At 53.1% G+C, this 12,105-nt stretch carries 15 protein-coding genes; 4 read left to right on the forward strand and 11 right to left on the reverse strand.

Translation table 11 applies throughout. The features are described from left to right. Positions 1–34: 34 nt before the first annotated feature. Both J4G78_RS10950 and J4G78_RS10955 read right to left on the reverse strand, forming a co-directional pair. Positions 35–706, reverse strand: a complete 672-nt coding sequence (locus J4G78_RS10950) for a crotonase/enoyl-CoA hydratase family protein (RefSeq protein ID WP_207986607.1) — start codon at positions 704–706, stop codon at positions 35–37. Between the two features lie 84 nt (positions 707–790). After that, positions 791–1,738, reverse strand: a complete 948-nt coding sequence (locus J4G78_RS10955; protein ID WP_207986608.1) for an MBL fold metallo-hydrolase — start codon at positions 1,736–1,738, stop codon at positions 791–793. 215 nt (positions 1,739–1,953) lie between these two features. Between J4G78_RS10955 and J4G78_RS10960 the strand changes: the two genes are divergently transcribed. Next, a complete protein-coding gene (locus J4G78_RS10960; protein ID WP_207986609.1) occupies positions 1,954–3,069 on the forward strand; it encodes an AI-2E family transporter in 1,116 nt (371 codons plus the stop codon). On the opposite strand, the gene J4G78_RS10965 is transcribed toward J4G78_RS10960, so the two are convergent. Beyond that, positions 3,038–3,445 carry a DUF1801 domain-containing protein gene (locus J4G78_RS10965; protein WP_207986610.1) on the reverse strand — a complete coding sequence of 136 codons (408 nt, stop codon included), beginning with the start codon at positions 3,443–3,445 and terminating at the stop codon, positions 3,038–3,040. The genes J4G78_RS10960 and J4G78_RS10965 overlap by 32 nt on opposite strands. A 222-nt stretch (positions 3,446–3,667) precedes the next feature. Between J4G78_RS10965 and J4G78_RS10970 the strand changes: the two genes are divergently transcribed. Further along, a complete protein-coding gene (locus tag J4G78_RS10970) occupies positions 3,668–4,390 on the forward strand; it encodes an SDR family oxidoreductase (RefSeq protein WP_207986611.1) in 723 nt (240 codons plus the stop codon). Positions 4,391–4,420: 30 nt separating this feature from the next. Here the strand turns inward: J4G78_RS10970 and pgmG are convergent, their stop codons facing one another. The 3 genes from pgmG to J4G78_RS10985 form a co-directional block, all read right to left on the reverse strand. Beyond that, the gene (pgmG, locus tag J4G78_RS10975; RefSeq protein ID WP_207986612.1) at positions 4,421–5,830 is read right to left on the reverse strand and encodes a phosphoglucomutase/phosphomannomutase PgmG; all 1,410 of its coding nucleotides are present in this window, start codon (positions 5,828–5,830) and stop codon (positions 4,421–4,423) included. A gap of 122 nt (positions 5,831–5,952) precedes the next feature. Continuing rightward, on the reverse strand, positions 5,953–6,387 hold the full coding sequence (locus J4G78_RS10980; protein WP_207986613.1) for a J domain-containing protein: 435 nt from the start codon (positions 6,385–6,387) through the stop codon (positions 5,953–5,955). Between the two features lie 3 nt (positions 6,388–6,390). After that, a complete protein-coding gene (locus J4G78_RS10985; RefSeq protein ID WP_207986614.1) occupies positions 6,391–7,203 on the reverse strand; it encodes a division plane positioning ATPase MipZ in 813 nt (270 codons plus the stop codon). Positions 7,204–7,346: 143 nt separating this feature from the next. Here J4G78_RS10985 and panC point away from each other — a divergent pair, with 143 nt between their 5' ends. Then, positions 7,347–8,186, forward strand: a complete 840-nt coding sequence (gene panC / locus J4G78_RS10990; protein ID WP_207986615.1) for a pantoate--beta-alanine ligase — start codon at positions 7,347–7,349, stop codon at positions 8,184–8,186. A 174-nt stretch (positions 8,187–8,360) separates the two neighbouring features. Continuing rightward, positions 8,361–8,657 carry an SEL1-like repeat protein gene (locus tag J4G78_RS10995; protein WP_109354674.1) on the forward strand — a complete coding sequence of 99 codons (297 nt, stop codon included), beginning with the start codon at positions 8,361–8,363 and terminating at the stop codon, positions 8,655–8,657. A gap of 48 nt (positions 8,658–8,705) precedes the next feature. Here J4G78_RS10995 and J4G78_RS11000 read toward each other — a convergent pair whose 3' ends face one another. From J4G78_RS11000 to J4G78_RS11020, 5 genes are read right to left on the reverse strand one after another with little or no spacing between them, the layout of a single operon-like run. Then, the gene (locus J4G78_RS11000) at positions 8,706–9,872 is read right to left on the reverse strand and encodes a GNAT family N-acetyltransferase (protein WP_207986616.1); all 1,167 of its coding nucleotides are present in this window, start codon (positions 9,870–9,872) and stop codon (positions 8,706–8,708) included. Between the two features lie 14 nt (positions 9,873–9,886). Next, positions 9,887–10,648 (reverse strand): glycerophosphodiester phosphodiesterase family protein, encoded by a 762-nt coding sequence (locus J4G78_RS11005; RefSeq protein WP_207986617.1) that lies wholly within the window; start codon positions 10,646–10,648, stop codon positions 9,887–9,889. Next, positions 10,626–11,093 (reverse strand): RidA family protein, encoded by a 468-nt coding sequence (locus tag J4G78_RS11010; protein WP_207986618.1) that lies wholly within the window; start codon positions 11,091–11,093, stop codon positions 10,626–10,628. Before J4G78_RS11010 ends, J4G78_RS11005 begins: the two co-directional genes overlap by 23 nt. A 13-nt stretch (positions 11,094–11,106) precedes the next feature. Continuing rightward, positions 11,107–11,781, reverse strand: coding sequence for an HAD family hydrolase (locus tag J4G78_RS11015; protein WP_207986619.1), 675 nt, complete (start codon positions 11,779–11,781; stop codon positions 11,107–11,109). Continuing rightward, positions 11,778–12,065, reverse strand: a complete 288-nt coding sequence (locus tag J4G78_RS11020; RefSeq protein WP_207986620.1) for a DUF3572 domain-containing protein — start codon at positions 12,063–12,065, stop codon at positions 11,778–11,780. The genes J4G78_RS11015 and J4G78_RS11020 overlap by 4 nt, the downstream gene beginning before the upstream one ends. Between the last annotated feature and the right edge of the window lie 40 nt (positions 12,066–12,105).

Below are 12,105 nucleotides of genomic sequence, written 5' to 3' on the forward strand. Positions count from 1 at the left end.
GGATTATCGAATCATTTTCGTGCGGCTCAGATATCTAATATGTCCCAATCGCTGCTTCAATAAGGTCGAGCGTATGTTTGCGTACAGCCATCTTGTTTGCCGCATAGGCCCGTCCAGGGAGCTTGCTCAGCAATTCGGCCTGTTCTGTGGCGGTTTTCGAAACCCTATCGGGGTCAACCAACATGTCGATATATCCGACGTCCAACGCTCCAGCTGGTTCATAAAGCTGTGACTGGATGAGCGCTTGCGTCAGTTTGCGACTATCCAGACGCGCTTTCGGCAGCTCGATGGCAAAGACCGGCAGGTCCATATTGTTAATCGTCTCATTTGCCCCAAAGCGGAACGCGCCATTTGCGCCAATGCGGGTATCACAAGCCAATAACAGAAACGATCCCATCGCGATGGCATGGCCATTACATGCAGCGATAACGGGAACCTGGCTGCCATAGACTTTGAGCAGCATGTTGCTGGCCTGATCCAGCAGTTCGCCAGAGCGCGCCGCCCCTTCTGCTGCCAGCCATTTGAGATCAAAGCCGCCGCTAAAAATGCCTTCACGACCAGATATGACGATTGCTTTAGCGCCGCTTTCCGCTTCTTCAAACTTTGCGACAAAGTCTGTCATCCAATCAGGATTAATCGCATTGGCTTTGCCATCATCCATTGTCAGATAGGCAATATCGCCGTCTATTTTCACCGTAATGCTCATATGAGCCTCCACATCCAAAATTTAATCAATCGATTAAATTTGGCCGGAAAGCAATTATTATTTGTGGCAGCAATGCATGGCGACCTATCGTTTCAATTCCGCCATCAATCCAAATAACTGTGTCACATCGGGCGGTGCCGTGTCACCGGCATATTCCCGATACAGGGTAGACACATTGACTGCGATCCGTTCGCTATCGCCCCAGCTGGAGAAATCCCCTAGCCTAATGTCATGCGCTGCATCGCGTACCGAAAATCCAGCATCATAGCGCCTGCGCGCCTCACCATCGATATAGTGCAGATAATCCTGAACCCGCCGGACACCGGCCTCATCGGTGACCGGGCCATGACCCGGAACAATAGTTTCAGGTTTCAAGTCAATGATATGATCGCAAGCCGCGATCCAGTTGGACACCGGCCCGGCCCACATGATCGGTGTGCCTTCGATAAACAGGATATCGCCGGTGAAAACAGTCTTGTCATCGGGCACATGGACCAGCACGTCGCCAGCGGTGTGCGCGGGACCGACTTCGATCAGATCGACCTGCTTGTCGCCGACCTTCACGCTATATTCGCCGCTAAACGTCTTGGTCGGATGTTTCTCCGCGACATCGGTAAAATCGAAGCTGCCGAAAATGTCGACCAGATACTGCCCTGTCGGCCCCATATCCTTTGCCTGCGCCATGATCGCGGCCAAAGCGGGGGCAGGCAATTCGTCCATTTCCCGCGCGCTGGCGTCTGAGGCAATCACTTCGGCATGTTGGCACAGACCATTGCCGTGACAATGATCGCCATTGGCGTGGGTGTTGACGATCGTGCCGATATCATCTGCGCCCACGCCCGCCGCATCGGCCATGATAGCCAGCATGTCACGCGTCAGGCTAGCATCGAACAATGTGTCGACCAGCAGCGACTGATCACCATCAGTAACCAGTCCCGCATTGGACCAGCCCCATCCGCCATCAGGCTGTAAATAGGCGAAGATGCCGTTACCGGTTTCGTACAGGCCTTTCTGGAAGGATATAATGTCCATTTTACCTCTCGTTCTAGTAGATTTCCTGGATTATTTCTTTTTGGCAGTTTTCCAAGCTTTTGAACAGAGGGCGGTAAAGGTAGGCACACTGCAATATGGTGTAAAATTAAGTGTCCGGCGCGCGTTGAAGTGCAGAGCAGGTATCGGCTTTTATATTGAGCGGCCGCCTTGTTGTGTCCGGGCCAATATTGTTTTACGACCGCGACTGGAAAAATATGAAACAATCAGACCGCCCGCAATTTGGAATAGAACGGCTTTTTGTGCTGGCATTGGTGGTGTTTATTTCACTGGCCTTCGCTTTGCTAATCGAACCTTTTTTCGGCGCGATTATGTGGGGCGTTGTGGTCGCGGTTTTGTTTCAGCCGGTATATAAGAAAATATCAGGCTGGCTGTTCCCACGGATTAATCTGGCCGCTTTTTTAACATTGATCCTGGTCATCTTACTCGTCATTGTCCCCGCCATCTTGCTTGGCATGGCATTGATGGAAGAAGCGACCAGCGCCTATGCCAGCATTCAATCCGGGGAAATTGATTTTGGGGGAGCATTGTCTGCCATTGAAAATAGCTTGCCGGCTTGGGCGCAAAATCAATTGGCGGCTTTCGGCTATGGTGATCCGGCAACGATCCGGCCTCAGATTGAAGAAGCGATCGGCAGCAGTCTTGAATTTTTAATCGCGCAAGCTTTCAACGTCGGTCAAGGCGCTTTTCGCTTTTTACTCGCGCTTGGTGTGATGCTTTATCTTACCTTCTTCCTGTTGCGGGACGGGCGCACTTTGGCTGCGCAGATTGAGAATGTTGTTCCGCTTTCCGAAAGCAAAAGCCGCATCTTCATCGACAAGTTTTTTGTCGTGATCATTGCGACAATCAAAGGCAGCTTCGTTGTAGCATTGCTTCAGGGGACCATCGGCGGTTTGATTTTCTGGGCACTGGATATTCGTGGAGCGTTGTTATGGGCCGTGTCGATGGCGATATTATCTCTTATTCCGGCTATTGGTACAGGCTTCATATGGGTTCCGGTTGCGATTTATCTGCTTGTCACGGGCTCTATCTGGCAGGGCGTTGTGCTCATTCTCGCGGGAATATTCATTATCAGTATGGTCGATAATTTGGTCCGCCCGATATTGGTCGGCCGCGAAACGCGTATGCCGGATTATGTGGTGCTGATCTCCACATTGGGCGGTCTTCAATTGTTCGGTTTCAACGGTATCGTCATCGGCCCGCTTCTGGCGGCGCTGTTTATTGCGGTCTGGCGCATTTTTGCCGAAATGAACAAGGCGGAGCGCGAACGTATTGCCGCGATCAGGCGCGCAAATGATAAGTTAGCGCCATAGTGAGGCAGTGCTTCACGGCTTCGGTTGGAATGGCCTGATCCACATCAAAAACGATGGCGCGCGAGCCTTCAAATGTCAGAACATCACTATAAAGCTGCTTATACCGTTCCACCAGATTTGTCTGGCAATGCACATAGATGGCATATTGGCCATCAGATTTCTTGTGCCGGTTGATACGGACGGTCGTGCCTGATTTTGTTGCCGAGGTGAGATAAGCTGGCTCTCCCCATTTCAGGGTTTCTTCCAGCGGGCCGATCGCAGGATTATCTGCAGCAGTGTCAAAGATAAGGGCCCTAAGCTTTATTAGCCGCGCAGCCGTTGCTTTTGGCAGGTTGTCGAAAACCAGCTGTGTCTGTGGAGGTATGTCGGCGATCATGGCGTCATCCTGCTTTGGCCGATTCTGAAATATTGTTAGCTGTCTGGCGTTATCGCATAATGACGGTTTTGGCCAATATCAGAAACTTAAAATTGCTATATTGTGTCACCTGTCTTTTTTCTGTTTATAGTTTTTAGACTCGATGGTTGCTCACAATATCAAATACTGCAAAAGTTAGAGCAGATTCTTGATATTGGCCGGAAGGGCATTGGTGGGCACATAATGGATATTTCAGACAAAATCGTCTTACTAACCGGCGGAAGCGCGGGTATCGGACGCGAAATGGCTCGTCAGTTGCGGGAGAAGGGCGCGAGGGTGACGCTGACAGGGCGCAATCCTGAACGGTTGTCAACTATGCGTGAGGAGGGCTTTGACGTTATCGAGGCCGACCTCTCCAACGCGGCAGGCGTAGATGCATTGCTCGCCAAATGGGGGAGCAGAGACATTGATATCCTGCTCAACAATGCCGGTCAGCTTGTCGACCATGACTTTCGCGAAGGCAATCCGGTTGCCGATGCCGCCGATGATTGCATCTATGCTAACCTTAACGCGCCGATCCGACTGATTACCGGCCTGATGCCAGGTTTACGCGCTCGGCCGCAAGCAGCAATCGTCAATGTTACCTCGGGACTAGCCATTGCACCTGCCGCCCGAACGCCAATTTACTGTGCAACCAAGTCGGCACTGCGATTTTATACGCTTGGTCTGCGCGAGCAGCTCAAAGACACCAAGGTTCGCGTGATTGAGGCGCTTCCGCCTGTTGTTGACACGCAGATGAACGATGGCAACCCGACAAAGAAAATGTCACCCGAAGAATGTGCTCGGCAAATTATTGTAGCGATCGAGGATGATCAGGACGAAGCAAATATCGGTATGACCAAGGCTCTGCGCATAGCCGAGTCGATCTCACCTGCCCTTGCGCGGAGTATCACATTGCGGTTTTGACTTTCGAAATACTATAGCGGACCAAAGCTGCTAGTGCCCAACAGTTTCTCCGCGCTCCAAACCGGATAATGCCAATTGCTCGTCAATCTGAGCCATTAGTCGCTTAAGGCCGTCTTCCGACTTCGCTTCTGCCCGCGCCACCAACACATCTTGCGTATTGGATGCGCGAAGCAGCCACCAGCCATCTTCGGTGTTCACGCGCGCGCCATCTGTATTGTTGACGTCTGCGCCATCGGCGGCAAGCCGTTCCAATATCTCGTCAATCACACTGAACTTGCGGCTTTCATCAACCTGGAACCGCATTTCCGGCGTGTTGATCATCTCGGCCATATCGCTACGCAACTGGGTGATGCTCTTGCCGATATTGGTCGCGGCTTGGATCAGGCGGATTGCGGCATAGGGCGCATCGTCAAAGCCGTAATAATCATGCTTGAAAAAGACATGGCCGCTCATTTCGCCGGCCAGTGGTGAGGAAACTTCTTTCATTTTGGATTTAATAAGGCTGTGTCCGGTCTTCCACATTAGCGGCTCGCCGCCGAGTTCTGCGATCCGGTCATATAGCGCCTGTGAAGCCTTCACATCGGCAATAATCGTGGCACCGGGTTCGGATTTCAATACGTCCTCGGCATAGATCTGCAGCAGCTGATCGCCCCAGATCACCCGTCCTTCGCCATCGATCGCGCCAATGCGGTCGCCGTCACCATCAAAAGCTACGCCGAAATCGAGGTTTTTCTCCGCGACAAGCGCTTTGAGATCGACCAGATTCTTCTCTTCCGTGGGATCGGGATGATGATTGGGAAAACTGCCATCGACGTCTGTGTAAAGAAGATGATGCTCGCCGGGCAAGTTGGCGGTGAGCTTTTCGATAACCGGCCCAGCCGCTCCATTGCCAGCGTCCCAGCCGATTTTCATCGCGCTTCCAGTGAAATTCTTGGTCAGGCGCGAAACATATTCATCGATAATATCAATGCGTTCGATGCTTCCTACCGCATCACCAGTTGGTGTATCCCAATCGCCACTCGTCGCCATCGCGCCGAGCTTCTGGATATCCGCGCCAAAAAAGGGTCGCCCCTGAAATACCATTTTGAAGCCATTATAATTGGCGGGATTATGGCTGCCAGTTATCTCGATTCCGCCTTGAACCCGTTCTAAGACGCATTCCGCATAATAGAGCATGGGCGTTGGTCCCATGCCGATTGAAACAGCATTGACCCCTGCGTCATTGAGTCCCTCGATCAGAGCGTCTTCGAGCATTGGAGAGCTGGTTCGCCCATCATAGCCCGTGGCCACGGCGCTGCCGCCTGCCCGCGCAATCAGCGTGCCGAAGCCCCGGCCGATTGCATAGGCATCATCTGAACCCAGCGTTTCACCGATGATCCCGCGAATATCATATTCGCGCAAGCTGGACGGATCGAACTGGTGGGATGTGCGTGCGGTCATGAATGATTTTTCCTTTGGGAAAGTTGCTATTTTGGCGGGAAGTATTGAGCGCTTGATAATATAAAGGCCGCATCGCAAAAGCTAGCCCCCGTATAGTTTTCGTGTCGCACCAGGCGGGCGGTTTAGCGGTGATTGATAGTCTCCAACTCCTCCAGCAAAATATCCCGGGCCCGATTAATTTGGCGTGCCGTCTGCTCGTCGCCGCCGCGGTCGGGATGATGTCGGCTGAGACATGCGCGCCACGCGCTGTTGATTGCCGCCTGATCGGCGTTGTCTGAAACGCCCAAAAGGGAGCGTGCGCGGACCAGCTTGAAATTGCGAGGCTTGCGTTTCTCTGGCTTGCCAAAGGAAATGCCGCCCAAGAGCTTTGACCCGCGCCACGCGGCGGCGGCAATTAAAAGCCCACTGCCCATGATCCAGTTGCCTCCGCGCAGCAAATTCACACTCAGTAGCGCGATTGCCACAGCCATCCAGTCATTGGCGCTCATCGTCTTTGCCCGGCCGGACAGGACTAGTGCAGCGATGACCAAAGCGCTGAGGACCAGCATGAACGTCATGGTTCAGGCGACCAGCTGAGGTTTGCCAAAGTTTGGCCGTTCGCCCTCTGGCTGCGGTAGGGCAAGATGTTTGATCAACTCGCGCAACTCCTGACGCGCGGCGATATGGCTGGTAGCAAGCCGTCCGAGATGCTTTTTGTCGAGCATAGTCAGCCCAGCTGGGAATAGTTCACGATAGATAACCCTCTCGCTCAGTCCCGGAATCACCCGAAAGCCGACACGCTGTGATAACTCGGTCAAGGCAGAGATAACCCGCTGCATATTATGCGCCTCGACATGCTGGGTTCTATTGCGAAGCACTACCCAATCAATCGTCGTACCGTCCGCTTTGGCTCGGGCCTTCCGAGCTTCCCAGATAAGTTCGGCATAAAAGCTGAGTTTGCGGACTTTGAAGGTTTCCGGGTCTACCTGTCCGATCAGATCAAAATCGACAAAGCTGTCATTAATTGGCGTGACCAGCGTATTGGCGCGGGTCGCGACAAAGCGGGCAAATTTATCGTCCCGGCCTGGAGTGTCATAAAGCAGATAGTCAACGCCGTGGCTCATCCGTTCAACTAACTGCTCCAAGCGAGCCAGATTGTCATGCTCAAACACTTCGAAATAGGGTTGCGGAACATCTATGCTCAGCCGGTCCATCGTGGCTTTGCGATTTTCGAGGTAGCGGTAGAGCGTGCGCTGGCGCGGATCGAGGTCGATCACCGCGACTTTATGCCCTTGATAGGCAAGCGCGACGGCAACATGCACCGCAGTGGTGGACTTGCCGGTCCCGCCTTTTTCATTGGCGAAAACGATATGATGCGCTTTGCTATCGGTCACTTGCTTTTGCACCCCTAGTTGACGGAAATCTCGGCTTTTGTCGTGACTCTGGCAATTCCCGCTAATTGCTGTTGCGATAGTTGGACCATCGCATCATAGTTCGCAAGATGTCAGGCGTAAAATCTAATGATGTTTGAGGCTTCATGCAAATTATAAGAAAGCTCAGCCCGCTTCGTATTGCTCTGCGAGAGTTGCGGCAAAGCAGATCCAATCTGGGTTTGATTCCGACTATGGGTGCGCTTCATGCTGGGCATATGCATCTGGTTGAAACCGCTATGAAGCAATGCGATGCCGTTATAGCCTCGATCTTCGTCAATCCTACACAATTTGGCGTGGGCGAGGACTTGGACGCCTACCCGCGGCAAGAATCAGCAGATGCCGCGCTTTTGGAGGCTGCCGGTGTGGATCTGCTCTGGGTGCCAACTGTCGATCAGGTCTACCCCGATGGTTTTGCCACAAATATCAGCGTGAGCGGGGTCAGCGCTGGCCTATGCGGCGGATCGCGGCCTGGTCATTTTGATGGAGTGGCGACGGTAGTGGCCAAGTTGTTCAACCAGATCAGACCGGATGCCGCCTTTTTTGGCGAAAAGGACTATCAGCAGTTAGCAGTCATACGCCGCATGGCGCGTGATCTTGATTTTTCGCATGATATTATCGGCGTGCCAACGGTTCGCGATGCGGATGGTCTCGCGCTATCGTCACGTAACGCCTATTTGACGCCGGAACAGCGTGCGCAGGCAGTTGCTTTGCCTGCCACCATGGGTGACGCCGCTGAAGCAATCGTAAAGGATGGTGACATTGAGGTCATTTTGCGTGATGCGAAGGTAAAATTGCTTTCATCAGGCTTCCACAACGTCGATTATTTTGAGCTTAGAAATGCCGAAACACTTGAAAATATGGCTATTTTTGATCAACCAGCCCGTTTGTTGGCCGCAGCGCATATCGGCAGCACCCGATTGATCGACAATATCGCTGTAACCTAAAGCCTGTGCGGGATGCGTTAACCTTGCAAAAACATGTAAAATGTCGGTTTTTTGACGTTTTGGAGGTCCAAACAGCAAGTTTTTGCCGGACTTGTTAACCATTCTTTTAAGAAATTGCTGTGAAAGTCCATCCGTCGCCAAATGAGGCGCAACAGGAACAGGGACTTGAAGACTATGGGCAATAGCATGAAAAGCGCAGCCTTTTTGATAGAAAGCCGGCTCGCAGAAGCGGCACGGGGCAGCAGCAATGCATATTTTGATCTCGGTGTAATCTATTCCACCGGTTCGGAAGGTGTGGACGTTGATCTGATCGAAGCACATAAATGGTTCAATCTGGCATCGCTATCCGGCCACGATGAAAGCAAAGTCTGCCGCGCAGAGATTTCACTCGAGATGACCGCCCGCGAAATTGCCGAAGCACAGCGCGAAGCCCGCAGCTGGTTGCAGGAAACCTCGCGCCGCGCCGCTTGATTACCTAGAGTATAAACACCGCGCTCACCCTGAGCGTGGGGCATGGAATTAACCGGATTTCTTGAACGGTCCCATTTCGGCCAGAAATTCGATATCGGCGGCAACCGCCCGCCGTTCCCGGTCCAGATAATCGGCTATGGCCGACCGAAAGCCGGGATCAACAATATAATGAGCGGACCAGGTTGGCACGGGTTGATAGCCACGTGCCAGTTTATGGCTGCCCTGCGCACCCGCTTCCACATATTTCAGGCCCCGCGTGATCGCCGCGTCAATTGCCTGATAATAGCAAATTTCAAAATGCAGAAACGGCACATCGCGGCTACAGCCCCAATAGCGGCCGTATAGAGTCTCTTCGCCAATCACATTCAGCGCGCCTGCAATCGGGATGCCGTCCTGAAGCGCCAGGATCAACAACAGCTTTTCACCTATTTTCCGGTGCAGAAGATCAAATGCGGCGCGGGTCAGATAGGGGGTTCCCCATTTGCGCGCGCCCGTGTCCTGATAAAATTCCCAGAAATAGTCCCAATGCTCATCGGTAATGGCATCACCCGAAACATGAATGATTTCGACCGCTTCCTGCGCCTTTCGTCGCTCCTTTTTTATTGCCTTGCGCTTGCGGGATGACAGGGCCGCGAGAAAATCGTCAAAATTGGTGTAACCATCGTTGCGCCAGTGGAACTGGCTGTCTGCGCGGATCATCCATCCGGCTTCACGGAAAAAATCGAGCTGGTTTTCAGCTACAAAAGTCGCGTGGACCGATGAGATACCATTACTGGCTGCCAACTGTTCGGCAGCGCGCAACAGCGGTACAGCCATGGTTTCGTCCTTCAGCAACAGGCGTGGTCCCGGCACAGGCGAGAAAGGGGAAGCAATCTGGATTTTCGGATAATATTGCCCGCCGGCATTTTCAAAGGCATGAGCCCATTGCTGGTCGAAAATATATTCACCCTGACTGTGGGATTTCAGATAGCTGGGCAGGCAGGCCGCTATCTTGCCCGCGTCATCCTCGATGACGATGGGCAGTGATTTCCATCCTGTTCCAGGGCCCACGCTGCCCGATTCCTCCATCGCTGACAGGAAAGCATGGGATATGAAAGGATTGGCCGTGCCAGCGCAGGCATCCCATGCTTCTGCAGGCAGGCTGGCGATATCATCGGCTACGCGTGCAACAATGCCGGGAGATGTGCCGGTTGGCGGTGAAGGGGAATCAGACATGAGCTATCATATTATCAGGTCTGCGGTATCTCATAAACCGGTTCGTCGGCATGAAGGTTTGCCGTTTTCTCCTGTTGCGCTGTGCGGACGGTCCAGGTGACGACGGGCAGGCCTCTCGTGCGGTTGGCAGCAGCAAATGACGACGGAAAGTCCCGCACGTCATAAGCCAGAAAATCCGGTTTGGCCGTCCACAGGCTTTGATGCCGCGCGATCCGCCCTTTCAGGTTTTTGCTACCTTCCTCGGTCACCACCAGTCCGCGCACGATATGCGCCGCATTTTTGCGAAACCAGGCGGATACCAAAGGATTGAATGACATAATCGCCGCTTTTCCCGTATAGCCCTCAAGCGCTCGACGCACCGAAAGGCAAAGCGGGCCAACGCGCATATCGTTGGATTTAATCTCAATCAATATTGGTACTTGGCCAGCCACTTGCGCCAATGTGGCGCGCAAGCGCGGGATTTTGCCATGACCTTCATTCAGATCGATCTGGTCGATGTCGCTTGCGCGCATTTTTGCAAGCTGGCCTTTTCGCGCCGTCAGCCGGCTCAGCTCAAAATCATGGAAAACAAAGGCAGTGCCATCTTCGGCGGCCTGCACATCACATTCAATGCCATGGCCCAGTTTTATCGCTGCATCAAAGGCCGCAGGGCTATTTTCCAATACACCCTTGCCGTGAAGTCCGCGATGGGCATAGGGCTGACCTTTCAGAAACGCGACCCGGGCCGATTCGGGTGCCGGCGCCAGCAGCGCATCAAGCCGGCTTGATAGCGACAATAGCGTCCACCTCTACCGCAACGCCCAGCGGTAGCGAAGCGACACCAACTGCGGCTCTGGCATGTTGTCCGGCAGCACCGAAAATGACTTCCATCATATCGGAACAGCCATTGGCCACTTTCGGATGGTCTGCATAGTCAGCTGTGCTGTTGACGAAGACGCCAAGCTTGACGATCTGGTCAACCCGGTCGAGCGAACCCAAGGCCAGCTTTATCTGCGCTGCAATCATCAAGGCACAGGCTTTGGCCGCTTGCTGCCCTTCTTCAAGGGTCATGCCATCGCCGAGCCGACCGGTAATCAGCTTGCCATCAGCCATCGATACCTGACCGCTAATGTGCAAGAGGCCGTTTACTTCGACGGCCGGGACATAGGATGCGACTGGCGCAGCGGCTTTGGGAAGCTCTATGCCCTTGTCGTTCAATGCTTTTTCAATATTATCTGTCATGGCGCTAAATCAATCATGTCTTCGCAAACTGGTCAAGCTCTTCCGGCGTCAAATCAATGGCTGGGGCCGGTTTTCCAGTCTCAAATTTATCGATAATCCATTCAAGGGCATCGGACCAAAGGTCTATGCGGCTATGCGCGGCAGGGTTGGTCTTGATATGCTTGGTCAATATCGGTTCGCCAACCATCTGCAATCGCCAGACATCAGGCGCGTGTTTGGCGACGCTGCCATGCTGATGCCCTAGATCATCGACAAAGACCGTCACACTGGGGTCATGGTCAGCGACAATTTTCGCGAGCGGTTCACCTTTGCCGCCTTGATTGCAATAGACCGGAAAATCGATGCCGACGGCTCGCAATTGCTCGGCGCGGGCTTCACGGCGGTCGTCGAGCAAATTGGTGAGGATCACAACATCAGCTGTTTTCGCGAGCTTGTTTATCGCTTCCACCGCGCCATCTATTGCGCCCTGCCGATACATCTCACTGTCAAAAAATTCCTTTAGCATCGGCCAGACGGCATCCTGAGGCACCAATGTACCATCATGTTTGTGGCGCAGGGCGTCGACAAAACTGCCAGATTCAAGATCGAAATTTATGTGCTTGTCAGCGTCCAGCCATTCACGGAAAGGCACAACCATATGCAGTAAAACTTCGTCGCAGTCGCTGATAAGGAGCGGCTTTTGACTCATGAAAAATCTCCGGGATTGTTTAGGTAATGGGCTGCAGCAGCCAGTTTATCAGGAGAAACACCGATAGATTCCGCGCAAGCAACGAGATCGGGTTCATGGTTGGCAAGGAAACCCAAGAGCGAGGACAGCATTGCCGGGTCTTCCAAACCAGAGCGTAATTCTCTGGGATCCAGTCCAGTTAACGCCAATAGTCGTTGGGCGCGATCTTCATCCTGCAAGACCCAGCCAAGCGCCTTTAGCGCCAATATTTCGGTTTCTGCGGAGATATTGCTATTTGTTTCCATTCCGGCTTTCGCCTAAAGGGTTAACTGGGCGTTTGGAAGG

The organism is Parasphingorhabdus cellanae (assembly GCF_017498565.1).
GTDB classification, from domain to species: Bacteria; Pseudomonadota; Alphaproteobacteria; order Sphingomonadales; family Sphingomonadaceae; genus Parasphingorhabdus; species Parasphingorhabdus cellanae.